22 protein-coding genes are annotated in these 24,825 nt (G+C 58.1%); 12 read left to right on the top strand and 10 right to left on the bottom strand.

Going from position 1 to position 24,825, the window contains the following annotated elements:
- Window positions 1-3: 3 nt before the first annotated feature.
- A complete protein-coding gene (gene def / locus KR52_RS04570; protein WP_038556839.1) occupies window positions 4-609 on the bottom strand; it encodes a peptide deformylase in 606 nt (201 codons plus the stop codon).
- Between the two features lie 49 nt (window positions 610-658).
- On the opposite strand from def, the gene KR52_RS04565 reads away from it, so the two are divergent.
- From KR52_RS04565 to KR52_RS04555, 3 genes are all read left to right on the top strand, one after another.
- Window positions 659-2,572 carry a prolyl oligopeptidase family serine peptidase gene (locus KR52_RS04565; RefSeq protein ID WP_038553053.1) on the top strand — a complete coding sequence of 638 codons (1,914 nt, stop codon included), beginning with the start codon at window positions 659-661 and terminating at the stop codon, window positions 2,570-2,572.
- 395 nt (window positions 2,573-2,967) lie between these two features.
- Window positions 2,968-4,107 carry an efflux RND transporter periplasmic adaptor subunit gene (locus KR52_RS04560; RefSeq protein ID WP_038553051.1) on the top strand — a complete coding sequence of 380 codons (1,140 nt, stop codon included), beginning with the start codon at window positions 2,968-2,970 and terminating at the stop codon, window positions 4,105-4,107.
- 23 nt (window positions 4,108-4,130) lie between these two features.
- Window positions 4,131-7,391: an efflux RND transporter permease subunit gene (locus tag KR52_RS04555; protein ID WP_071840170.1), complete on the top strand. Its 3,261-nt coding sequence runs from the start codon at window positions 4,131-4,133 to the stop codon at window positions 7,389-7,391.
- A gap of 151 nt (window positions 7,392-7,542) precedes the next feature.
- On the opposite strand, the gene KR52_RS04550 is transcribed toward KR52_RS04555, so the two are convergent.
- From KR52_RS04550 to KR52_RS04530, 5 genes are read right to left on the bottom strand one after another with little or no spacing between them, the layout of a single operon-like run.
- Window positions 7,543-8,823: a SufS family cysteine desulfurase gene (locus KR52_RS04550; RefSeq protein WP_038553046.1), complete on the bottom strand. Its 1,281-nt coding sequence runs from the start codon at window positions 8,821-8,823 to the stop codon at window positions 7,543-7,545.
- Complete coding sequence (gene sufD, locus KR52_RS04545; protein ID WP_038553043.1) at window positions 8,820-9,998, bottom strand: Fe-S cluster assembly protein SufD; 1,179 nt, start codon at window positions 9,996-9,998, stop codon at window positions 8,820-8,822. Before sufD ends, KR52_RS04550 begins: the two co-directional genes overlap by 4 nt.
- A gap of 2 nt (window positions 9,999-10,000) precedes the next feature.
- Window positions 10,001-10,789, bottom strand: coding sequence for a Fe-S cluster assembly ATPase SufC (gene sufC / locus KR52_RS04540; RefSeq protein ID WP_038553040.1), 789 nt, complete (start codon window positions 10,787-10,789; stop codon window positions 10,001-10,003).
- 42 nt (window positions 10,790-10,831) lie between these two features.
- A complete protein-coding gene (sufB, locus tag KR52_RS04535) occupies window positions 10,832-12,271 on the bottom strand; it encodes a Fe-S cluster assembly protein SufB (protein WP_038553037.1) in 1,440 nt (479 codons plus the stop codon).
- Window positions 12,272-12,276: 5 nt separating this feature from the next.
- Complete coding sequence (locus KR52_RS04530) at window positions 12,277-12,633, bottom strand: ferredoxin-thioredoxin reductase catalytic domain-containing protein (RefSeq protein WP_038553034.1); 357 nt, start codon at window positions 12,631-12,633, stop codon at window positions 12,277-12,279.
- A 158-nt stretch (window positions 12,634-12,791) separates the two neighbouring features.
- Between KR52_RS04530 and KR52_RS04525 the strand changes: the two genes are divergently transcribed.
- The 8 genes from KR52_RS04525 (at window position 12,792) to KR52_RS04490 (ending at window position 18,627) form a co-directional block, all read left to right on the top strand.
- Window positions 12,792-13,436, top strand: a complete 645-nt coding sequence (locus KR52_RS04525) for an ArsR family transcriptional regulator (protein ID WP_038553024.1) — start codon at window positions 12,792-12,794, stop codon at window positions 13,434-13,436.
- On the top strand, window positions 13,436-13,774 hold the full coding sequence (locus KR52_RS04520) for a hypothetical protein (protein ID WP_038553021.1): 339 nt from the start codon (window positions 13,436-13,438) through the stop codon (window positions 13,772-13,774). Before KR52_RS04525 ends, KR52_RS04520 begins: the two co-directional genes overlap by 1 nt.
- Before the next feature lie 80 nt (window positions 13,775-13,854).
- Window positions 13,855-14,448 (top strand): phycobiliprotein lyase, encoded by a 594-nt coding sequence (locus KR52_RS04515; protein WP_038553018.1) that lies wholly within the window; start codon window positions 13,855-13,857, stop codon window positions 14,446-14,448.
- Between the two features lie 90 nt (window positions 14,449-14,538).
- Window positions 14,539-15,327, top strand: a complete 789-nt coding sequence (locus KR52_RS04510; RefSeq protein ID WP_038553015.1) for a phycobilisome rod-core linker polypeptide — start codon at window positions 14,539-14,541, stop codon at window positions 15,325-15,327.
- Between the two features lie 184 nt (window positions 15,328-15,511).
- On the top strand, window positions 15,512-16,585 hold the full coding sequence (locus KR52_RS04505) for a DUF4912 domain-containing protein (RefSeq protein WP_038556837.1): 1,074 nt from the start codon (window positions 15,512-15,514) through the stop codon (window positions 16,583-16,585).
- A complete protein-coding gene (locus tag KR52_RS04500; protein WP_038553012.1) occupies window positions 16,576-16,779 on the top strand; it encodes a hypothetical protein in 204 nt (67 codons plus the stop codon). The genes KR52_RS04505 and KR52_RS04500 overlap by 10 nt, the downstream gene beginning before the upstream one ends.
- 41 nt (window positions 16,780-16,820) lie before the next feature.
- Entirely contained in the window at window positions 16,821-18,221 is a 1,401-nt protein-coding gene (locus tag KR52_RS04495; protein ID WP_038553009.1) for a phospholipase D-like domain-containing protein, read from the top strand.
- A 31-nt stretch (window positions 18,222-18,252) separates the two neighbouring features.
- Window positions 18,253-18,627 carry a hypothetical protein gene (locus tag KR52_RS04490; RefSeq protein WP_051834396.1) on the top strand — a complete coding sequence of 125 codons (375 nt, stop codon included), beginning with the start codon at window positions 18,253-18,255 and terminating at the stop codon, window positions 18,625-18,627.
- Between the two features lie 13 nt (window positions 18,628-18,640).
- On the opposite strand, the gene KR52_RS04485 is transcribed toward KR52_RS04490, so the two are convergent.
- Window positions 18,641-18,880 carry a hypothetical protein gene (locus KR52_RS04485; RefSeq protein WP_038553002.1) on the bottom strand — a complete coding sequence of 80 codons (240 nt, stop codon included), beginning with the start codon at window positions 18,878-18,880 and terminating at the stop codon, window positions 18,641-18,643.
- 17 nt (window positions 18,881-18,897) lie between these two features.
- Complete coding sequence (locus tag KR52_RS04480; RefSeq protein ID WP_038553000.1) at window positions 18,898-19,248, bottom strand: hypothetical protein; 351 nt, start codon at window positions 19,246-19,248, stop codon at window positions 18,898-18,900.
- 111 nt (window positions 19,249-19,359) lie between these two features.
- Between KR52_RS04480 and KR52_RS04475 the strand changes: the two genes are divergently transcribed.
- Entirely contained in the window at window positions 19,360-21,018 is a 1,659-nt protein-coding gene (locus KR52_RS04475) for an alpha-D-glucose phosphate-specific phosphoglucomutase (protein WP_038552998.1), read from the top strand.
- Window positions 21,019-21,094: 76 nt separating this feature from the next.
- On the opposite strand, the gene KR52_RS04470 is transcribed toward KR52_RS04475, so the two are convergent.
- On the bottom strand, window positions 21,095-21,388 hold the full coding sequence (locus KR52_RS04470) for a hypothetical protein (RefSeq protein WP_038552996.1): 294 nt from the start codon (window positions 21,386-21,388) through the stop codon (window positions 21,095-21,097).
- Window positions 21,388-24,819, bottom strand: a complete 3,432-nt coding sequence (locus KR52_RS04465) for an efflux RND transporter permease subunit (protein WP_038552992.1) — start codon at window positions 24,817-24,819, stop codon at window positions 21,388-21,390. The genes KR52_RS04470 and KR52_RS04465 overlap by 1 nt, the downstream gene beginning before the upstream one ends.
- Between the last annotated feature and the right edge of the window lie 6 nt (window positions 24,820-24,825).

Genomic DNA, 24,825 nt, shown 5'->3' with positions numbered 1-24,825 from the left:
GGCTCAGGCGACGCTCCGAACATGTTGGCGCTCGAAGCCCTTCTCCTTCAGTTCCTTCCGAAGACCGTCTTCATCGGTGACGCGATCGACGAACAACACGCCATTGAGATGATCCAACTCGTGCTGAATGCAGCGGGCCATCAGGCCATCGGCCTTCATCTTGCGGGGCCGACCCATCTCGTCGCGGAAGCTCACTTCGATCGCCGTCGGGCGCACCACATCGAGATACACACCAGGGATGCTGAGACAGCCTTCCTCGTAGGTATCGAGGCCGGCGCTGGCCGAAGTGATCTCTGGGTTGATCAACACCAGGGGAGGGGTGGCCGCATTCTCAAGGTCGAGATCAATCACCAGCAGCTGCTGGTGGATCCCCACTTGGGGTGCCGCCAGGCCGATGCCCTTGGCGGTGTACATGCTGCGCAGCATGTCGCGGGCCAGGTCCCGCACCTGTTCATTCACCTTGCCGATGCGACGGGCAGGCTGCCGCAACACCTCATTGCCCAAGGTGTGGATCTCCAGTGGCGGTGTTTCAAGAGCGGTCTTGGGCACCAGCATCGTGTCCCGCGCCTTGTCGGCCTGACGGGCCAACTCTGCAAAGCTTCCAGCCAAGACCAACGCCGCGTTGATTCAGCATGGTAAGCGGCCTGATTCAGCCGTCATGGGAGCCATTCCGTTATCCGCGCAACACGCCGTCGGCCGTTTGCCGGGCCTTAAGGAACCGGCACTGGTCAGCGGGCACGATGCAACGGTGTGGCTGATCTGGCTGGAGCAGCGCCCCCAGGAACGCGGCCGCACCACAGCCTTGATCCGGCGTTTCGGCGATTCCGATACAACGCCAACGGAATTGACGCCGGCCCCTAGCAATCTGCGCAGTCGCGTGCATGACTACGGCGGCGGCGTGCTCGCCACCGCTGTGGAGCAGGACAGGCTGATCCTGGCCTGGATCGAGCACGGCTGCCTCTGGCGTCAGGACTGGCGCTTGCCCCAGCCCCGTACAGACCGACCCACCCCACTTACAGCAGCCCAACGGCTCAGCCGGGAGGGCGACTGGGAGCTGGCGGATGGCGTGCTCGATCTGCCCAGGCAGCGCTGGATCGGAATCCGTGAAATCGAGGGCCGTGACGAGCTGGTGAGCCTGGCGCTGAGCGGAACCGATCAGACACCGCTGCTGCTTCACCAGCCGACGGACTTTGCCGGTTACGGCTGCCTGAGCCCCGATGGTCACCGTTTCGCCTGGGTGGAATGGCAGCAACCCGCCATGCCCTGGGACAGCAGCCGTCTCTGGTGCGCGGAGTTCAGCGACACGGGCGAGCTGCTCCAACCCCGTCAGCTGGCCGGAGGCGAGGGCGTCTCGGTGTTTCAACCTCAGTGGCTGCCTGACGGGCAGTTGGTTGTGGCGGAGGACAGCACGGGTTGGTGGAACCTGATGCTCCAGTCCAGCGCCGACGCCACTTGGGAGAGGCCCTGGCCAATGGCTGCTGAAACGGCCATGCCCCAATGGATCTATGGGATGAGCACCACAGCGTGGGATGGCGAGCAGCTGATCGCTGCCGTCTGCAGCCGCGGGACCTGGTCGTTGCAACGGCTGAGCCTGGATGGAACGGTGCAGGCGTTGCCGCAACCCTTTGATGACCTGGCGGGATTGAGCGCCTGCAATGGCCGCGCCGTGGCCGTGGCCAGCAACAGCAACAGCGTGGCCGGGCTGCTGGAGCTCGATTTGCGGCCAGCCACCCCGCTCTGGAGCCACAGCCCCGCCATTGCTTCGCCTTTGGCGGTTGAAGCAATCAGCGTGGCTGAACCGCTGTGGTTCAACGGCCACCAGGGGGAACGCACCCATGCCTGGTACTACCCCCCCAGCAGCAAGCCTTCAGGCGCAGCGCCACTGCTGGTGAAAAGCCACAGCGGACCAACGGCCATGGCCCGCCGCGGCCTCAGCCTGGCAATTCAGTACTGGACCTCCCGGGGCTGGGGCGTGGTGGATGTGAATTACGGCGGCTCAACGGGCTTCGGCCGGGACTACCGGGAGAGATTGAACGGGGGCTGGGGCGTGGTGGATGTCCATGACTGCGCCGCAGCAGCCCAGGCCTTGGTTGAGGCCGGTCGAGTCGATCCCGGCAAGATCGCCATAGAAGGCGGCAGCGCCGGCGGCTTCACCACCCTGGCGGCCCTCTGCTTCACCAACGTGTTTCGCGCCGGAGCCTGCCGTTATGCGGTGTGTGATCTCACAGCCATGGCCGAAGACACCCACAGATTTGAGGCCCGCTATGTGGATGGTCTGGTGGGCGCATGGCCAGCAGAACGTCCTCTCTACGAAGAGCGATCGCCACTGCTGCATGCCGATCAAATTCGCTGTCCGGTGCTGTTCTTTCAAGGGTTACAAGACAAGGTGGTGCCTCCGGAGCAGACGGAACGCATGGCCGAGGCCCTGCGCCGCAACGGCATCCCGGTGGAAGTGCGGCTGTTCAAGGAGGAAGGCCATGGATTCCGCGACCAGGCCACCCAGATCGCGGTTTTGGAAGAAACCGAGGCCTTTTTCCGACGCGAATTGGGACTGAAGGAACAACCGCACTGAACAGCAGAAAGATCACCCAATCAGGAGCGATACAAATCGCCAACCGTCGCCACCGAAACAACGGGAGCATCAAGAATCCACAACTGAGAGCGGGTCAAACCAAAAAATCAATCCAATCAGCGACTCCCCGCATACAGGCCTGAGCACGGCCAAAAACACAGCAAGTTGAACGGACAAAACATCAGTGACGCGAGCTCCAGCAGTGGCAATCAAAGAACAGCGGTGTCCGAAGAGATGAGAATTGATGCCCTGCAACAGACTCAACGAATTTTCCAGGGCACAGGAACGTCAAACAAGCGATGTTGTCAGCATGCGCTAACAACATGAAGTGCGGAACTGATGACTGCACAAAGCAGCATCAACGAACTAGATTGCATTGAATTATTTCCGCAATCTTGCCTATTCTCGGCACGCAAACGCGGCTTGCACTTGCAACAGGCATGGCAGGCGGGCTGATTTACTTGGCAGCAGGCTGTCATCAAAAAACACAGGCTCCTTTTATTCTTCCGATTGACGCGACAACAATTCAATCCCGAAATTTTGTAGAAGCCATTCAGGCCGAGGGCACACTTGCAAATCCTGGATACATCAGAGTGACACCACAAACAAGTGGCTTGATTACCCAAGTACTGGTTAAGGAAGGCGACCTTGTCAAAGCTGGGGATGTACTGATTGTTCTAGATGATAGGGAAGAACGGGCCAACCTGCAGACAGCCCAAGCAGAACTGAATGAGGCACTCATCAAAGCTAAAAGATATATCTACTTGGAGAAAGTTGGCGCCGCCGACAAAGAGAAAGCCGAAGAGATGCAGATCAACGCTATTCGCGCCAAGAGCAAGGCCGTCTCAAAACAAGAAGCGCTCGACAAAAGGTCAATGCGCTCTCCCATTGATGGTGTCGTTGGAGATCTGAGCGGCATTAACCCTGGGCAATATGCAGAGGTGGGAAAGACGCAATTCGTTGTCGTCAACAATGAAAATCTCTCCATTGATCTGTCCATCCCTGCACTGCTGGCACGACAAGTCAAGATCAATCAAGACGTCAAAATGTTTGATGAGACTAAGAAAAATCCCATCGGAACAGGAAAAATCGCATTCATCCCCCCATATTTTGATTTAGACAGTGAAACCAATCAGGCCTCAAATACGATTAGAGTGCGGGCAGTGTTTGTTAACAAGTCAGCGGGCTTACGCCCCAATCAATTGATTCGTTCGCAAATTATTATTGGCAACAACCAATATCCTGGCCTACCAGCAGAAGCAGCGTTATTCAAAGCGCAGCAACCCTACACATATAAATTGGTACCCGTCAAAACCTTCCTCGAAAATATAGATATCAACCCTCAGAAAAAACAAACAATGAACTCATTACCCTCAGGAACGCTCATCGCGCTTGAGACACCTCTCAAGCTCGGAGACATACAAGACAATTATTTTCCGGTGCAAGCTGGCCTCAAGGCCGGGGACTTAATTCCGCTTAGCGGCTCTTTGATGCTTACAAATGGCACGCCAGTGTCCATTAAGCCTGGAAACTGAACTGAATCATAACGAGTTGAGCAATGTCTTTATCCGATCGATTCATCTCAAGGCCAGTCCTCACAAGTGTATGCAGCTTGGTGATATTTATTCTCGGCTGGCAATCCTTTGGCAATCTCCCCATTGAATTTCTACCCAATATTGCACAACCTCAAATCGTTGTAACAGCAACATATCCGGGCGGAAATGCGGAATTCGTGGAGCTATCGATTACAGAGCAGCTGGAAGATATATTATCTGATACGCCGGGAGTTGATTACATCACCTCAACCTCGAGCACTGGTACAACGTCAATCACCCTGCACCTTGAACCTGACACGTCAGCGGATACGGCATCATTAGATGTACAAAATCGCGTACAACAGGCCAAGTCAAATTTACCAGCCGAAACCCAAAGCCAAGGGATCAATATCTCACAGACAACAGATACATCACTCAGCTCGTACTTAATCACGTCAACCAAGGGGCAATACGACTCTGCGTATTTAAGCTCCCTGGCCAAAAATCAACTGCAAAAACAACTCCAACTCATCGACGGAGTTGGCAACTTAACTCTATACCCACAGAAACCTATTTTTGAAATTTCAATCGATCCAAATTTGATGCGCTCCTATGGTTTAACCGTCGAAAACATCGATGATTTAATCAAAGCAACAAATTTCCCCGCAGCTGGCGGATCCGTAGGAGCGAGCCGTGTGGGCGATTCATCAACATACAACTATTCATTGATCATTGAAGGGAGTGGCTTTATTCAATCGACAGAGGGTTTTGAAGACATTGTTGTTAAACGGTTGAATTCGGGAGCTGTTCTGCGAATCAAAGATATTGGCACTGTTAAATACATAGCAAGCCCTGAGTCCTCGATTAAATCAAGCAGCGGATTCCCAGGTGTGTTCATCGATATTTCTCTCCAGGCTGGCAGCAATGCTGTTGAAGTTGGGGATCAGGTTGATCAACTCATTCAAAAATTCAAGTCAATGGCACCCCCAGGAATCAAAATTGTACAATTCAAAGATCGTAAGGCATTTATCCTAGATTCAATCTCCAATGTTCAAGATGCATTGGGATTGGCCATCATATTAGTCATTCTTGTCCTGCTGTTATTTTTACAAAATTGGCGCACAATATTAATCCCTGGGCTCGCGATTCCCATCTCAATTGTTGGAACATTTGGATTCTTACAGCTCTTCGGATACACATTGAATTTCATGACTCTGACGGCTCTTGTGCTGGCGACAGGCCTAGTTGTTGATGATGCGATTCTTGTCGTCCAGTCTGTCACAGCAAATATTCAAAAAGGAATGTCTGCAAAAGAAGCGGCAGTTACATGCATGAATGATTTGTCCGGAGCAATTATATCCACTTCTTTGGTGCTGATTTCTTTGTTTCTCCCAGTTGCCTTGGTCAGCGGTCCCATTGGAAACATCTATATTCAATTTGCAATTACAATCATGTGTGCGATTGCAATCTCTACATTTAACGCGCTGACTTTTTCGCCAATGATGTCAGCATTGCTGCTCCGTTCAGACAAAATGGGGCCAATGCCTAAATGGTTGACAACAACCTTAGGTGCCGCAGTTGGATTCTTAATGGGTTGGTTTATTAAATCTAGTTTTGGAAATTTGGCTCTTCCGATTAGCACAGCAGTGTTTACTTTGATTGGGCTGAATCTCGAAGCAGTTTTCAAGACATTTGAACAGTTCTATTCAAAGGTGGCCTCCACATACTCAAAATTGCTGGATTGGTCATTAAAGCAACGAAAACTCGTTTGTATTTCATTGTTACCTCTTGCAATCGCAACATTTTTCCTGTTCAAGATTGTGCCACAGGGGTTAATTCCTCAGGAGGACATGGCAACCTTGAGTGGCGTCTTTCAGCTGAACCCCGGTGCATCAATTACAAGCTATGAGCCTGTGAGCAAACAGGCAAGAAGTATTTTAAATCAAGTAAAAGAAAAAGAGTCATCGGGGATATCTGATTTTTTAGTGGTTGACTCCAATCAGGGATATTCTTATTTTTACATTCAGCTTTTACCCCTCGATCAACGCCGCAAAGCAAGCCAACAAATTGAAAAAATATCCTCAAATCTATCGGCACGTCTTGCAGGCCTTCCGACAAGGTTTCCTCCACAAATATTCCAAGAACCAATGATTCCAGGCTTTGGCCAAGACAGCTCCATCACACTGTCTTTAACCGACGAAAGCAATAGCCGATACTCAATTGATGAATTTTTTGCTTTGACTCAGCAGTTTTCAGCCAAAGCCTCACAACAACCATCAATTCAGACCATTCAAACGCAATTTTCTCCTGACAACCCATCTTATCAAATCAATATCGACCGTTCTTTGCTTGGATCTCTTGGCCTTGAATACAAAGATGTTGTCAGCACAGTTAATACCTTTGCTGGCGGCACACGCGTTAACCAAACATCACTAGAGGGAGGGCCTAAAGATGTGGTCATTATCAGTCAACCCGAAGAAAGAAGTACAATCGATGAATTAATGAATTATGCGATCAAAAACTCCAATGGAGATTTTGTAACTTTAAGAGAGGTGTCTGACTATCAGCTGATTACAAGTCCAGCAACCATCGACCATTTTAACTTTAATCGCTCAATTGAATACAAAATCTCACCCAACCCAAACTATTCAACTGGAGAGGTTATCCAGGCAGCCAAAGATGCTTTCACTTCTCTCAACTTCAAAGATGTAGGCTATCAATTCACCAACCTATCCAGGGTTCAGGAAAATTCTGGCGATCAAATCCTTTTCCTATTTCTGATGGCTGCACTGGCTGTATTTCTGGTGCTATCAGCTCAATACGAGAGCTACATCACATCGATCACCATCATGATCACCGTGCCAATCGCAATATTTGGCAGCCTTATCTTTCTTCAGGCACGATCAATAGACAACAACATTTACTCGCAGGTTGGCCTCTTGATTCTAATCGGACTGGCCGCCAAAAATTCAATTCTTGTTGTCGAAGCAGCAGACCAGCATGTCGCCAGTGATGCAGAGATAATTGATGCCGCTGCAGCGGCAGGTCGGGAAAGACTTCAGCCTATTCTTATGACATCCATCGCATCGCTGGCTGGTTTTTTTCCTCTTGTGATTGCTCAAAATGCGGGTGCCAATGCCCAACAATCCATTGGTACTGTTGTTTTTGGAGGCCTTTTGATGGGCACAACACTGTCGTTGCTGGTTGTACCACCGATGTATGTGTTGATCAAAAGCCTGGAGGAAAAGATATTTTCACGGCACAGCAAAAGCACTCAACCTTGAAGACGAATGTTCTGCAGTGGCGGGTCCACAGTTGAACTTCAAGATTCGCTCGGCCATTTGGCTTTCCTGACGGGCAAAAACCACAACGAAGTTGATTGGCAACGATATGTTGGTCGACGTGCCAATCAAGCTGGAACAGCAAGAAGCAAGATCAGCTGTGTTCGTGCAGGAAAGCGACCGTGGAAGCGAGCTCATCGCTGAAGCGGTCGATTTCTTCAAAGGTGCTGGTGAAGCTGAGGCTGGCCCGCGCTGAAGCCGTCACGTCATACAAACGGTGCAGGGGCTGACAGCAGTGGTGACCACTGCGGATGCAGATCCCAGACGCATCGATCAGAGCGGCAATGTCGTTGGCATGCACGCCATCCACCAGGAATGTGGCCAGCGCACCGCGTTCGGGCTGCTGATCCGGCGTGGGCCCGAGCAAACGCACGCCATCAATCGCCTGCAGCCGGTTGAACAGATGCCTGGTGAGCTGCGCCTCCCAGGCCTGAATGGCCTCCAGACCCACCATCTGCAGATAGCGAATCGCAGCCCCCATGCCCACCGCCTCACCAATGGCAGGGGTGCCCGCTTCAAACTTATGGGGCAACACCGCCCAGGTGCTGTGGTCCAGAAAAACGTCCTGAATCATCTCCCCGCCGCCCAGGAAGGGAGGCATCGCCTCCAGCAGCGACTCCCGCGCCCAGAGGAATCCCATGCCGGTGGGACCACAGAGCTTGTGGGAAGAGCCGACAAGAAAGTCGGCATCCAGGGCCACCACATCAATCGGCTTGTGGGCCAGGCTTTGGCAGGCATCCACGAGCACGCAGGCACCAACGGCATGGGCCGCGGGGATCACTTGATCCAGGGGATTGCAGCAACCGAGGGAATTGCTGATGTGCACCAGGCTCACCAACCGTGTGCGCTCGTTGAGCTGGGCCCGGAAATCCTCCAGATCCAGCTCACCGGATTCGGTGATGCCCACATGGCGCAGCACGCAGCCGGTGCGCTGCGCCAACAGCTGCCAGGGCACCAGGTTGCTGTGGTGCTCCATCACCGTGAGGAGAATTTCGTCCCCCTGCTTGAGGTTGGCGTCACCCCAGGTGCGCGCCACCAGATTGATCGCTTCACTGGCATTGCGGGTGAAGACAATCTCGCGGGAACTGGCAGCGCCCACGAAAGCCGCCGTCGTGGTTCGGGCCGCCTCAAAGGCATCGGTGGCGCGGGCACTGAGCTGGTGCGCACCACGATGCACGTTGGCGTTGTCGCAGCTGTAGTAATGCTGCAGAGCCTCCAGCACCTGACGGGGCTTCTGGCTGGTGGCCGCGTGATCGAGGTAGATCAGCGGCCGACCGTCGGGGGCCCGCTGCTCGAGAATCGGAAAGTCGGCACGATATCGCGTCGATAAATCCACGAAATCAGCACTGGATCGTGCCTCGGCGGCGATCGTCATGGGGCGAGGCTCTCCATCACGCGCTCCAGGGGGCGCCAAACCTGCGCAGCAGCAGGAAGCTGGGCGATCACCTCCTGGCAGGCCCCGCGCAGCAGCAGCGCCGTTGCATCCCCCGCAGCGATGCCCCGGCTCTGGAGATAGAAGAGCTCGTCGTCCTGAAGCTGCGACACGGTGGCGCCGTGAGCGCAGCGCACATCGTCAGCCACAATCTCCAACTCGGGCTTGGTGTCCACCCGGGCCCGATCAGACAGCAACAGGTTGCGGCTCAACTGCGCAGCGTTGGTGCGCTGAGCATCGCGGGGAACACTGATGGCGCCGTTGAAAATCGCGTGGGACTGGCCGCCGGCCAGGCATTTCTGCAATTGATCCAGCTCCCCCTCCGGCCCGTCGAAGCGCACCGCGGTGTGGGTGGCCAGCTGCTGCTCGGCGCCGGTGACAGCCAGACCTTTGAGCACGGTCTCTGCCTGGCCATCCACCTGCACCACCCGAGGCTCCACCCGTCCCAGGTTCCAACCCTGAACCACCGAAGTAAGGGCATAGGAGCTGCGGGGCTCCTGCTCGACAGCCAGATGAGCCATCAGCGATGACGCGCCATCCGCCGTGGCCAGCACGCCATGGCGCAGTTGGGCTTCCTGCCCCAGATGCACTTCCAGCACATGGCTGTGGGCCGATGCCCCCTCAGCCAGCAGCACCTGCATCAACTCAAGTTCAGCTTTTTCCTCCAGCAGCAGCAGCACCCGCGTGGCGTTCAAGCCGGCACCGGCAGCCAGCACCAGCTCCAACGGGCCGACCCGTCCCCGCACCCTGAGGGCCAGGATCTGCTGGGCTTTGGCATGGTTGAACTCTACGGGCCAGACCTGGGCACAACCGCAGCGATCAAGGGTGTGGCCGAGGGCCTGCTCCAGCTCTTCAGCATTCAGCGCCGTGATTCCCTCCGGAAGAATCTGGCCGGCCAGGGGATCATCAAAACCATTCAGCACCAGACGGGTCACCCCGTCAAGGCTGGCCGGCAGGGGCTCAGACAGTGGCGAGGCACTGGCGGGCAATTCCGAGACAGCTGCAAGCCGTTTGAGGTCGGTGAGACGCCAGGGCTCCTGGCGGCGGTTGGGCAGACCAAGCTGTTCAAGCGCGGCTCGACCGCGCTCCTGCACTGGCGCCAGCACACTGCTCGCCATGGTCAAGCTGCTCCCTGGGCGGCCAGTTCCTGATCCACCCAGTCGTATCCGGTCTGCTCCAGCTCAAGGGCCAGCTCCCGGCCTCCGGTGCGCAGGATCCGGCCTGCCGCCATCACATGCACATAGTCCGGTGTGATCTCATCGAGAAGACGCTGGTAGTGGGTGATCAGCAGCGTGGCGTTGTCTTCCGTCGCCAGCTGGTTCACACCACCGGCCACGATGCGCAGGGCATCGATATCCAGGCCGGAATCGGTTTCATCCAGGATCGCCACCACGGGCTCCAGCAGCGCCATCTGCAGAATCTCGTTGCGCTTTTTCTCGCCCCCGGAGAAGCCTTCATTCACGCTGCGCTCGAGGAAAGCAGGGTCCATCTGCACCACCTTGAGCTTGTCGTTCACGTGGTCCTCAAAGGCAAACGTATCGAGCTCTTCCTGACCCTGTTTCTCGCGCCGGGCATTGGTGGAAACCCGCAGGAATTCCAAGTTGCTGACGCCAGGGATCTCAACGGGGTACTGGAATCCGAGGAACACCCCCAGCCGCGCCCGCTCTTCGGGCTCCAGCTCAAACAGATCCTGGCCGCGATAACGAACGGTGCCGCCCGTGACCCGATAGGCCGGGTGCCCGGCCAACACCTTGGAGAGCGTGCTCTTGCCACTGCCGTTGCGGCCCATCACGGCATGCACCTCACCAGCCCGCACCTGCAGATTCACCCCCTTGAGAATGGGCTTGTCCTCAACGGAGGCATGCAGGTCTTGGATGTCGAGCAGCAGCTCAGCGTCAGGGCGAATCACGGAAGGCGTCGTTAAAAAAACAGAGACAAGGTCGGGAGGGGATCAGCCCACGGACCCCTCGAGTTTGAGGGCCAGCAGTTTGTCGGCCTCAGCGGCAAACTCCATCGGCAGTTGATTGAAGACGTCGCGGCAGAAGCCGCTGACCATCATCGAGACGGCCTCTTCAAACCCGATGCCACGGCTCTGCAGATAGAAGAGCTGGTCTTCGGAGATGCGACAGGTGCTGGCCTCATGTTCGATGGCCGCCTGCGGCTGCTGCGAACGGATGTAGGGGTAGGTGTTCGCAGCCGCTTGATCGCCGATCAGCATCGAATCACATTGGCTGTAGTTGCGGGCACCTTTGGCATTGGGCCCCATCTGCACGAGCCCGCGGTAGCTGTTGCTGGAGCGCCCGGCACTGATGCCCTTGCTCACGATCGTGGAGCGGGTGCGTGGTCCGACGTGGACCATCTTGGTCCCGGTGTCGGCCTGCTGGCAGTTGTTGGTGAGGGCCACAGAATAGAACTCACCCACCGAATCAGCACCCTGCAGCACGCAACTTGGATACTTCCAGGTGATGGCCGAACCGGTCTCGACCTGGGTCCAGCTGATGCGGCTGCGATCACCGCGGCACTGGCCGCGCTTGGTAACGAAGTTGTAGATCCCGCCGACGCCGTTTTCATCACCGGCGTACCAGTTCTGAACCGTGGAGTATTTGATTGAGGCGTCGTCGAGGGCCACCAGTTCCACCACCGCCGCATGCAGCTGGTTGGTGTCGAACATCGGTGCCGTGCATCCCTCGAGATAACTCACCGAGGCACCTTCTTCGGCCACGATCAAGGTGCGTTCGAACTGTCCGGTGTCGCCGGAATTGATCCGGAAGTAGGTGGACAGCTCCATCGGGCACTCGACGCCCTTCGGAATGAAGACGAAGGATCCGTCGCTGAACACGGCTGAGTTCAGGGCGGCGAAATAGTTGTCGTTGCTGGAAACCACCGTGCCGAGGTAGCGCTCGATCAGCTCGGGGTGCTCCTTGACCGCCTCACTGAAGGAGCAGAACACCACCCCGTGTTCCGCCAGCTTCTCCTTGTAAGTGGTGGCAATCGAAACGCTGTCGAAAACAGCGTCCACCGCCACGTTGCTGAGGCGCTTCTGCTCGCTCAGCGGGATGCCGAGCTTGTCGAAGGTTTCCAGCAGCTTCGGATCCACCTCATCGAGGCTGGCCTTCTTCTCCTGCTGCTTGGGAGCCGCGTAATAAACGATGTCCTGGTAATCGATCTCTGAATAACCCAGGGCAGCCCAGTCGGGCTCCTCGAGGGTGAGCCAGTGGCGAAACGCCTTGAGCCGGAACTGCAGAAGGAAGTCCGGCTCCTCCTTCTTGGCCGAAATCAGGCGAACGACCTCTTCACTGAGACCCTTGGCGATCTTGTCGGTCTCGATCTCGGTGACGAAGCCGTACTTGTACGGCTGGCTGACGAGATCCCGTGTGGAGGTACTGGTCATTCAGCTCAGCCGGCGGTGGCGTTGATCGTTTCGGTGGTGATGGTCTGCGTCTTCTCAGGGCAAGCGAAGGGGTTGTCCTCGGTGAGGAAGAGCATGCAGTGGCACTCCTTGCGTTCGCGCATCGGAACGCATGGGCAGTTCCAGAAGGCTTGGGAGACCTCGGCCTCCTTGTCTTCGTAATGGCGGCAAGGGCACAGCGCTCCCCCCAGATCGTCCTTGTGACGCGCCAGACCCTTCAGTACAACGGCGGTGACGCTGGGGTCCGCACAGAAATAGGTGCCGGTGCGCTGTGCGTAGGTTTCAGCGAACTTGCGGATGACCTCCAGGCTTTCTGCTGTCGGCTCTTGAGGGGCGTCGGACATGGAAGTGGAGGGAGCGGCGGATTACGAAACCCCGCGGTTTCCTTACTGGAAGCCTAGGCCAACAGGCCTCCGGTGAGCGGGCTCCCCATTGTGACCCTCAACCCGGCCGGCATGCCGAGGCAATTCGATGGCATCGTGTGGGGAGGTTTCGCCTCGTCATGAGCGCCTCGGCCCCCGCCAGCACCCGCGACGCCGTGCTCTCCCTGCTGCTAGAGCGTGGGGAGGAGGACGCTGGCACCCTGGCCGGCGCCGTGGGCATTTCAGTTCAGGCCATGCGGCGGCATCTGCGCTCCCTCGCTGACAGCGGCCTGGTCTGCGCCAGCAGCAACGCCAGCGGACCGGGGCGCCCGAGCAACCGTTGGTGCCTCACGGACAAAGGACGGGCCCAGTTTCCCGACGGGAGCGGTCGCTTCGCTCTGGGGCTGCTGGATTCGATGCGAAGCCATCTCCCCGAAGCGACCTTGCGCCAGCTGTTGAACCAGCAGGCGGAGTCGAAGGCCAGCCAATACCGCCAAAGCATCGGCGAAGCCTCCCTGGAGACCCGCATCCAACATCTGGCACGGCTGCGGCGCGACGAGGGCTATGTCACCGTCTGCAGCCGGGATGACGACGGCATCAGCTGGCGGCTCGAGGAGGCCCACTGTTCTGTGCAGCGCATCGCCGAAGAGTTTCCTGCGGTGTGCGACCAGGAATTGCTGCTGATCCGCCGCACCGTGCCGGACTGCCGGGTGGAACGGGTGCATTGGCGGCTCGAGGGAGGCCACGCCTGCGGCTTCCGCATCACCCCGCTGGCGCAGGGCTGATGGCCATCGACAGGGCAACCATTGAACGCATCGACTCCACCCTGCTGCCCCAGCTGGATCGCCATCACCTGAGGGTGCTGAGCCACTGCCTGGACAGCTTTCAAGTCATGGCTGCGCCAGAGAGCACTGGCGCGATCCCCGACGAGACCCAACGGCGCCGCTGGTGCCAGCAGCAACCCGTGGTCGCTGACGATCCGGCATTCCTCGACACCCTGCTGCTTCAGCTCAACGCTGCTGCCGATCAGCTGGATCAACTGGCGCTTGAACTGGGCAAGTCGCCCCTGGCGCTGACCCTCGATGATCTGATCAATGCCGCCGAAGCCCGCTGCCGTGGCTGACATGGCTGTCGTGAATGACTCGGCTGTCGTGAATGACTAGGTCGGGCTGCCATCATCAATCCACTTCCTCAACGCCGGCGATGCTTGAGATCTCGGACGCCCTCAGCTTCTTTCGCCTGAGCTGTGGCCGCTGGACCTCACAGCGCAGCCAACACCACCTGCTGCATCGCCGCGCCGAAGCCGGCGCCTCCTTCATCGTGGTGGAGGAGCTGCTGAAGGGCGACGAGCGGCTCGCGGAGATCGCCAAGCGCAACAACGCCAGCGTCGAGCAGATCGTGGGCGGATGCTGGGTGCGCTGGAGTGGATCGATGGCCTGGGATCGGGCCGGTGAATCCCATGAAGACCAGACCATGTTCGGACTGATCCCCGAGGACGACTCCGGGCGACGGGGACTTCTGCTGCGCGATCGCGGCTACGCCGAGAAAGCGCCGGTGGCGGGCCAGTTCCGCATGGACGACGAAAACGGCCTGATCCTCACCACGGATTACGAAATGATGAGCTCCCTGGAGCGCTTCTGGTTCGCCGGCGAGAACGTGCGACTGCGCACCAGCACGGTGCAAGGACTCTCCAACAACGCCTCCTTCTGCATCGAGACCCGTCAACTGGACGATGTTGATCAGACCAGCCCAGCGATGGCTTCGAACGGAGCCGCTCTCGCCCCCTTCGGCTGGTAAGCACAAATACTTACAGCAAGTATTACGGCATGTAATCGCTGCAACAGCAGCTGAAGGGGGCACGACCCAGCACTTCTACGATCGCCCTCAGTGGATGCTGTAGCTCGCGTGGCCATTCCTCTTCTGGAGTACGCACCGATCACTCAGAACTCTCTGAGATCAGGTGTTCCGAACCTTCGTGTCGGCTCCGATGAGGGATCCCGGGCTTACTCCCTGGAAATCGCAGACGATCGCGACAACTTCGACACCGTCGTGGAAGCCGGCTATCGGCAGATCTTTTTCCACGCCTTCAAAACCGATCGGGACGTCAACCTTGAGTCCCAGCTGAAGGACGGCCAGATCACCGTTCGCGATTTCATTCGCAGCCTGGTGCTCTCTGACACCTTCAAGCGCACCTTCTACGGATTCAACAGTAATTACAAAGTTGTCCGTCACCTCTGCGAGCGGATCCTCGGCCGCAAAGTGAACGGCAAGGGCGAAGAGCTCTCCTGGTCCATCGTGATTGCGACCAAAGGCCTAGAAGGCCTGGTGGATGTTTTGCTCGACAGCGCCGAGTATCTCGACGCCTTCGGCTACGACACGGTTCCTTACCAACGCAACCGCGTACTTCCTGGCCGCGAACTCGGCGACACTCCCTTCAACATCACCACCCCCCGCTACGACGAGTACTACCGGAACATTCTTGGCTTCCCCCAACTCGTTTTCATTGGTGGGCCTGCCAAGCGACTGCCGGAACGCGCGAAGATCAAGAAGGGTGGCTCTCCGCAGGACTACGTGGCATGGGTGAGCGAAATCGGCAATCCCCGCCGAATCGGACCGAGCACCAGTGCCGATATGGACTATTTGGCCAAGGTGCCTTACCGGACCATCGGCCGCTGATCCCGACACCAACCATGTTCCAAAAAGCGGAGCTTCGGCTCCGCTTTTTTTGTGTGAGAGACAGTGATCCCCGGGATCGCGTCGCAGACAGCGGTCAGCATCCACTGACCCTTGGACCCTTCACGCTTCGAAAAGGAATTTTTCGGATCACAATGATCCCAAACGAAACCTGGAGTTATTGGACGTGTCCCAAACCCTTTCATCACTGGCACGTCTCACCCTTCGTCAACTGCGTCAGATCGCCAGTGACCTGGGCGTGCCGCTTTACAGCCGCAAGAGCAAGGAAACCCTCGTTGATGAGGTTGCCCAGCGCCAGCAGAAGCGGGGTGGGGACCTGAAAGCCATCAAGGAGGAGCTCACCGCTCCTGTGGTGAACACAACGGAAACCCGCGTTGTGTTCCTCCCTCGTGATCCCCAATGGGCCTATGTGTTCTGGGAGATCTCGGACGCCGATCGCAACATGGCGCAAAAGGAAGGTGCCAGCCGTCTCTGCCTGCGCCTGGCAGACGTCACGGGCATGCAGGACGGCAATGCCCATCCGCACACCCTCCAGGAAGTGCCCGTCGACAGCCACAGCACAGAGTGGTACCTGCCAGTACCTCTCTGTGACCGGGATTACCGGGTCGAACTGGGATATCGCATCGGCGCCACCTGGATGTCGCTGGCCTTCTCCTCGGTGGCCCGCGTGCCGGCACTTCACCCCAGCGAACAGATTCTTGATCAGTTCGTGCCCTTCAGCCTCGACACCGCCCCAGCAGAACCGGCAGCTGCTCCCGTCGCACCAATCGAATCCAGCAACAGCGGCCTGCATGAACGCCTCTACCAAAGCGCCACGGTTCACTTCCGCCGGCGCCGGGTCGGCTCCGAAGAATTCCAGGAAGGATTCGACACGTCGGGCGAAAGCATTGGTTTGAATGATTCGGGTGTTGGTCTCTGGGCCAGCGGACGCAGCGAATCTGGACTTGGTGGTGTTGCACCTCGCCAACGCTCCTTCTGGCTTGTGGCTGACGCCGAACTGATCGTCTATGGCGCCACTGATCCCTCTGCTCGCCTCACCATTGGCGGGGAGGAGGTGCCTCTCTCCACCGACGGCACCTTCCGGATTCAAGTCCCCTTCCGCGATGGCGAGCAGATGTACGCCATCGAGGCCACGGCTTCCGATGGAGAACAGAAGCGCAACATCACGCTCAACTTCAAGCGTGAAACACCCGAAGACAACAGCAACCCCGCCAGCGAAGCCCGCGCCGAGTGGTTCTGAATACTGATTCCAAAGCTCCAGCCTCTCTGCGCTGGTTCGTGGCCATCACCCCCCTCGCGGGGGCGATGGTGTTTCCATTGGTGGTGCCTTTGGTGATGGCACGGGTTGGCATTGGAGCCGGTGTCGGCGTAGCCCTTGTGTTGAGTGCACTCTGGTTTGTGGCGATGCTGAAGACATCGGAGATGCCCCACTGAAAACCGGGGAACTCTGAATCAAGGCAACGTTCTTGGTGTGGATGCTGCAGAGCAGGCTGGGCTTGATCGCATCGCTCCTCCTTTGCGGTGGTTGCAGCCAAGCAGGCTCAGTCGTAGGCCATGGCCCTGCCGACCTGGCATTGCCCGACCAGATCGACGTGGTCTTCAATCACCACGCCACATCGAGATACCGCTCACCCCTTACAGGCTCCTGGCGCAATGGCGATGACCTGGAGCAGTGGCTGATTACAGCCATTAACACCGCCAATGAAGAGGTGCTGGTGGCTGTGCAGGAGCTCAGCTTGTCAAGGATTGCCGCAGCGCTGATCGCAGCACAACAACGAGGCGTACACGTTGCTGTGCTGCTGGAAAACAACTACAGCCCTGCCTGGAGCGAACAACGGCCCAGCGGGTTGAACGAGCGGGACCGACAGCGCTGGCATCAACTGAACCGCCTCGCCGACAGCGATGGGGATGGCAGCACGAGTCCGGAGGAAGCCTTCCGCGGTGATGCCGTTGCGCTGCTGCGAGCCGCGCATATTCCACTGTTGGATGACACCGAAGACGGCAGCAGCGGCAGCGGCCTGATGCACCACAAGTTTCTGGTAATTGACCAAACAACAGTGATTACAGGCAGCGCCAATCTCACCAGTTCCGGCCTGCACGGTGATGCGGGGCGACCCTCCAGCCGCGGCAATGTGAACCATCTGCTGAGGCTCAACAGCTCTGAGCTGGCTGCGTTGTTCCGGCAGGAATTCGCCCAGATGTGGGGCGATGGCCCCGGTGGTAAGCAGGACAGTCGCTTCGGACTGCAGAAGGCAGGCGGAGGCGTGCGAAGGCTGCAGGTCGGTGGCATCCCGGTGGAGGTGCTGTTCTCCCCCCATCCCAAAAGAGATCGGAATCACGGGCTCAACCTGTTGACCAGGCAGCTGAAAACAGCAAAGAAGCGCATTGATCTGGCCCTGTTTGTGTTCTCCGCACAGCAATTAACGAACGTGCTGCGAGAACAGATCGAGCAAGGGGTAACGATCCGGCTGGTCGCGGATCCTGGCTTTGCGAGCCGCCCCTTCTCGGAAGTGCTCGATCTACTTGGGGTCACCCTGCCGGATCACGCCTGCAAGGTGGAAGCTGGCAATCACCCCCTGGAGCAGGGTCTGAATGCGATCGGCACCCCCCGCCTCGCGCGCGGCGACAAGCTGCATCACAAGTTCGCCGTCATCGACAACAAAACCGTGATCACGGGATCCTTCAACTGGTCGCCCTCTGCCGCTCACATCAATGACGAAACCCTGCTGGTGATCCACTCACCCCAACTCGCCCAACACTTCACCCGAGAAATGGATCGCCTCTGGGACACCGCTGAACTGGGGATCACACCGCACATCCAACGCAAACTCGACCGTCAAAAAATCCGATGCGGGGATGGGGTGACAAGGGGCTGAAATCCTGGTCACACGGGAGACAATGGTCAGCATGAAATGCCCTCGTCTGATTCCCGTCGGTTTGGTGTTGGCCATGGCCACTCCATCCATGGCCGCCGAGCCCTTCGTGCCCTGGCCAAGCAAGGACCAGTTGCGCAGCATCGAACAAGCCGCCTATGCCTGCTCGCGTGACAACACACGCGAAGCGTGCGCGCGCGTTCGTGAGCTCGCCGATCCTCTGATGGACCATCAAAGGCTGCCTGGGCTTTGCAAAGACGTGTTGTGGGCCTTGATGGGCGAAGCCGAGGTGGCCACCAACAACGACTTCCGACGCAAAGACTCCATCACCAAAACAGCTCGACGCATTCCAGGGGTTTGCGCCAAACCGGTCAAGACCAATGAGAAGACCCAATCACGGCAGGCCTGAGCCTGCTTGCAACTCAATCAAAATCAAAGCTGAAGCGCTGGCCCTGCATCAGCGTTGCGACCTCCCCGCGAACAGCATCCAGGAGCGAAACGCTCACATCAGGGTGCCTCTTGATCTCATCGACAAACATCTGCACATCAGCAGCGGTGAGCCCATGACTTGAAATCCGGGAATCCACCTTCCTGCGGAAACTCTCCAGAAGAATGTTCTGATCAGCGTCGAGGGGCTTGGAACCGGGATGGGTGACGTCCATCGAAGAAACAGAGGAGATCAGCGGGATGTCGCCGGTTCACCGAGCAGATCAAGCAGCGTCTTGGATGTAGCGAGCATCTCGCCCAGGCTGAGTTCGCTGTCCTGACCAGCAAGTTCGGAGGCCAGCTCACACGCCGTGGAGGAGTGGCCGGAGACATCGCAACTGTTGGACAATTGCACGATGGCATTGGAAAGCTTGCCGCGCAGGCATTCTTCCGAACCTGACTGATTGATTACAGCATTGGCGGCAGTCACGGCCTCCTCAGTGGCCTCCGGCAGGGGTAGGGCCCGTTTCCAGCTCTGTGATGCAACAACTGAAGAGGTTGTGCATGCCATTCCGACGAACAACAGCAGCAGACAGCGATGCATGGTCGTCGAAATTGGTGCGGGCCAAAGGGTAGCGGCGTCAACTGGTCGCGACCGACGCCATGGGAATGGATTTCCATGTTTAGGTTCCCCATACACCCCCCATCCGTCGTGATGACCACCTCGGCCCCTGCGGAACCGACCCAACGCCAGGTGCCCCTGGCCACCCCCTTCACCGATCAGAAGCCAGGGACCTCCGGCCTACGCAAGAGCAGTCGCCAGTTCGAGGAGCCCCATTACCTGCAGAGCTTCATCGAAGCGTCACTGCGCACCCTGCCTGGCGTGCAGGGCGGCACCCTGGTAGTGGGGGGCGACGGCCGTTACGGCAACCGCCGGGCCATCGATGTGATCCTGCGGATGGGCGCCGCCCACGGCCTCAGCAAGGTGATCGTTACCACGGGCGGCATCCTCTCCACGCCTGCCGCCTCCAACCTGATCCGGCAGCGTCAGGCCATCGGCGGCATCATCCTGTCCGCCAGCCACAACCCGGGTGGTGAGAACGGTGACTTTGGCGTCAAGGTCAACGGCGCCAACGGTGGCCCCACCCCCGCCTCCTTCACTGATGCGGTGTTCGAGTGCACCAAGACCCTGGAGCAGTACACGATTGTTGAAGCTCCAGAAATCCCACTGGATGCCCCTGGTCTGCACAGCATCGGGGCGATGCAAGTGGAGGTAATCGACGGCGTCGATGATTTCGTTGCCCTGATGCAGGAGCTGTTCAACTTCGATCAGATCCGTGACCTGATCCGCAGCGACTTCCCGCTGGCCTTTGACGCCATGCATGCCGTCACCGGGCCCTACGCCACTCGCTTGTTCGAGGGGCTGCTGGGTGCACCGGCGGGAAGCGTGCGCAACGGCACACCCCTGAAAGATTTCGGCAACGGTCACCCCGACCCCAACCTCACCTACGCCCACGACCTGGCCGACCTGCTTCTGGAGGGTGACGACTACCGTTTCGGTGCCGCCTGCGACGGAGACGGCGATCGCAACATGATCCTGGGCCAGCGCTGCTTCGTGAACCCCAGCGACAGCCTGGCTGTGCTCACTGCCAACGCCACCTTGGCGCCGGCCTATGCCTCAGGCTTGGCGGGTGTGGCCCGCTCCATGCCCACCAGCGCTGCGGTGGATGTGGTGGCCAACGAGCTGGGCATTGACTGCTTCGAAACCCCAACGGGCTGGAAATTCTTCGGTAACCTGCTTGACGCTGGCAAGATCACCCTCTGCGGGGAAGAAAGCTTCGGCACCGGCAGCAACCACGTGCGCGAGAAAGACGGGCTCTGGGCCGTGCTGTTCTGGCTGCAGATCCTGGCCGTGCGCCGCTGCAGCGTCGCCGAAATCATGGCCGAGCACTGGAAGCGCTTCGGACGCCACTATTACTCCCGTCACGACTACGAGGCCGTCGCCAGCGACGCCGCCCACGGTCTCTACGACCGCCTTGAAACCATGCTGCCGAGCCTGGTGGGCCAATCCTTTGCAGGGCGCAAGATCAGCACAGCGGACAACTTCAGCTACACCGATCCCGTTGATGGGTCCGTAACCAAGGGACAGGGTCTGCGCATCCTGTTGGACGACGGCAGCCGGGTGGTGGTGAGGCTCTCCGGCACAGGCACAAAGGGAGCGACGATTCGCGTCTACCTGGAGAGCTACGTGCCCAGCAGCGGCGACCTCAACCAGGATCCCCAGGTCGCCCTGGCCGAGATGATCAGTGCCATCAATGACCTGGCGGAGATCCAGCAACGCACGGGCATGGATCAGCCCACCGTGATCACCTGAATCTGGGCAACACGCCTGACAAGCGCAAGCCACCCTTCGGGGTGGCTTTTTTTGATGGCTGTTGTGTTGCTAACCCTCAGCGACGACGTCCACGATGGGGGTTGTTGTGGCGATAGGCAGGATCCGTGGCCTCATCCTGCAGCTGACGCATGGTCTCCAAAGCAAATCCACCGAGACCTCCCGAAGTGATCACCATCAGGTAGAAGAGACGCAACCGGCTCAGATCGATCTCGGCGGGGGTGTTGTCGATGAGCACCTTGAGGAAATAGGCCACAGCAAGACCGAAGCTGGCGCCGATGGCTACAGCAATCAAGACGCGCATGCCACTGAAGGGCTTGCGCTGATTCACCTCGGGTTTCTGCTCAGGCATCAGCTCGGTTGAGGAGTTGGTGTGGGGCCGTCTTCAGGCGGTTTGGCGTCGGCTTCTCCCAGCAGGCTCTTCATCACCACGTAGAACACTGGCACCACCAGGGTGGATAGGAAGGTCGCCACCAGCAGACCACCGAACACCACCAAGCCCAGGGATGATTGGCTCTGCGCACCGGCACCGGTGGCGAGCATCAAGGGAAGGAAACCGGTCAGGGAAGAAATCGCCGTCATCAGGATGGGCCGCAGTCGCGACTTGGCTGAGAACTTGGCGGCCTCTAAAGCCGACTCACCCTCTGCCATCTTCTGGTTCGCCAGGTCGACAATCAGAATCGCGTTGCCGCCCGCAAGACCGATGAGCATCACCAGGCCCACCTGGGCGTAGATGTTGAGCACCTGGCCGGCACCGCCGAGGAACACCAGAGCTCCCAGCAAGGCCGTCGGGACCGTCAGAAGAATGATGATCGGATCGGTGTAGCTCTCGTACTGGGCGGAAAGCACCAGAAACACCGCAAGGATGCCCAGGGCAAAGATCACAACAGCCAGAGATCCGGCCTTCACCTCCTCGCGGGAGATACCGGTCCAGTCGAAACCAAGACCCTGGTAACTGCCAGCGTTGAAAATCTGCTTCATCGCTCCGATTGCCTGTCCGGAGCTGTTGCCCTCCTTGGGAGTTCCGTCGATCTTGATCGAGCGGTAGAGGTTGAAGTGGGGAATGACGCTGGGGCCCACCGTCTGCTTCACGGTGAAGAACTCAGAGAGGGGAATCTGCTCGCCCTTGGCATTGGCGACGTAGATGGCCGACAGCCGTTGTGGAGTGGCCCGGCTCACCTCATCGGCCTGAACGTAGACGCGGCGAACCTTGCCCTCCTGGAAGGTGTCGTTCACGTAGGCACCACCGAAGTTGACGCTGAACGCAGACATGGCTGAACCGAAATCGACATCGAGCGAGGCCATCTGCTGCCTGTCGACATCAATCTTGTATTGCGGAGCCTGGGGGGAAAACAGCGTGTAAACCTGATTGAGAACGGGATCGGTGTTCGCCGTCTGAATGATCTGCTGGGCAGATCCGAAAAACTCATTCAACGAATACACACCGCTGCTCTGGTCGAGCAGCTGGAACTCAAATCCACCACCGGTGCCATAACCGGGAATCGACGGAGGCTCCACAACAAACACACGACCCCCATCAATCGCGCCGTACAACTTCGCGTTGAGACGCTTCACCACCGCTCCCACGGTGTGGTCCTTACCGGGGCGCTCATCCCAGTGGTTCATGCCGATGAAGAACAGACCCTTGTTGGGGGCGTTGCCATCAAGGCTGGCGCCGCTGAACAGGGCCGCTGATGCGATGTCTTCCTCCGAGCGCAGCACCTCCGCCACCTGACGGTTGATCGCCAAGGTTTTCTCGTTGGAGACACCCTCAGGAGCCTGAACAAAACCGATGGCATAGCCCTGGTCTTCGATCGGCACAAACCCACCAGGAATGCGGGTGAAGGCGAATCCCGTGAGCAGGATGCCGACCGCCAGGGCTGCCATAACGATCGGGCGCGCCTTGAGAACGCCATCGAGGATCGTGGCGTAGCGCTTCTCGAAACCGCCATAAAGGCGATTGAAGTTGGTGAAGATCACCGGAATGAAGTAGCCAACACCGCCACCAATGGCGGTGAACAACACCACCGGAATCGGATTGCTGAAGATCACCCCCGTGGTGATAAGACCCACCGCGGCACCACCAGCAGTGAAGGGAAGACGCAGGGGCAGACCACTGATCTTGCCGGCGATAAAGCCAATCAGCGCACCAATCACGGTTGGGATCAGCGCTGCGGCGGCTCCATTGCCAGCACTGAGCAAGCCGTAAATGAAACCAAGAACCACACCGGCCGTGGCGTACTGATTGCGGCTGAGCTCCTTGGTCTCACGGGACAGCAACAAAGCCGACAGCATCGGCGAGAAGGTCAGAGCGTTGAAGGTGGAGATGCCGATCGAGAAAAGGATCGTGGCAGCGAACTGCTTGTAAATGGTGCCGGTGGCACCCGGGAAAAACAGCACCGGAAGGAACACCGCCATCTTTACCAGGGAGGTGGCGATCACAGCCCCGAACAGTTCATCCATGGTTTCCATGGCGGCCTGCACCGAGGTCATGCCTTCTGCCTTCTTGGCGGAGGTGTCTTCCACCACCGTGATGGCGTCATCAACCACCAAACCGGTGGCCAGAACCAGGCCGAAGAGGGTGAGCTGGTTGAGCGAGAAGCCGAATGCCAGCACCAGAGCAAAGGTGCCGATCAAGGCCACCGGAATCGCAATGGCAGGAACCAACGTGGCTTTCCAGTTCTGCAGGAACAGGAACAGGATCAGCACCACCAGGATTACCGCGTCCCGAAGGGAGTTGGTCACACCCTTGATCGACTGGTTGATGAAGTCGGTGGTGTCGTAAATCTTCTGGACCCCGAGGCCAACCGGCAGGGTTTGCTCGAAATCGTTCAGCACCTGCTTGACGCCATTGGAGACCTCAATGGCATTACTTCCGGAGAGCTGGTAGATCGCGATGCCGACCGAAGGTGTGCCCTTGAGATCCATGGCATCAATGCCATAGGTCTCACCGCCAAGCTCAACTCGACCTACATCCTTGAACCGAACCAAGCCTCCGGCACCGGTGGTTCTGAGAATGATGTTCTCGAATTCCTGGGTGCTGGTCAGACGTCCCTGCAACTGAACAGTGAAGGTGTACTCCTGGCCCTCAGGTGCAGGGGCACCGCCGATCTTGCCGGCAGCCACAAGACGGTTCTGACTGCGCAGCTTGTTGACGACATCGGTGGCCGAAAGGTTATTGGCCGCGAGTTTCTCCGGGTCCAACCAGAGCCGAAAGGCGATCTTCCTGTTGCCGAAGTAGGTAACGTCGCCAACACCTTTCACCCGTTTGACGTTATCGGTGAGGTTCTTGTCGAGATACCCACTGATCGTTTCCACCGAATATTCGGTTTTGGAGGTGTCTTCGTTGACGAAGTTGTAAACGAGCAGGATCGAGTTGGAGGCCTTGTTCACCGTCACACCCGATTTGCGCACCTCCTCGGGCAGCTGAGGCTCCGCCAAGGAAACGCGGTTCTGCACGTTCACCTGGTTGATGTTGCCGTCGGTGCCACTGTCGAACGACACGGAAATCGAACTCACACCATCAGACGAGCTGTTGGACGTGATGAAGTCCATGTTCTCCACCCCGTTGATCTGCTGCTCGAGCACGGAGGTCACGCCCTGCTCAACGGCAACGGCATCGGCGCCCACGTAGGTGGCCTGAACCTTCACCGTGGGGGGAGCAATATCCGGGAGGTTTTCGATCGGCAGGATCGGAATGGCGATCAAACCGACGATCACGATCAACAGGCTGCAGACCGTGCTGAGAACCGGCCGGGTAATGAAGTTATTGGAAGCAGACATCGTTCA

The organism is Synechococcus sp. KORDI-52 (assembly GCF_000737595.1).
Classification (GTDB): Bacteria; Cyanobacteriota; Cyanobacteriia; order PCC-6307; family Cyanobiaceae; genus Parasynechococcus.
This window is presented reverse-complemented; position numbering and strand designations above follow the sequence as displayed.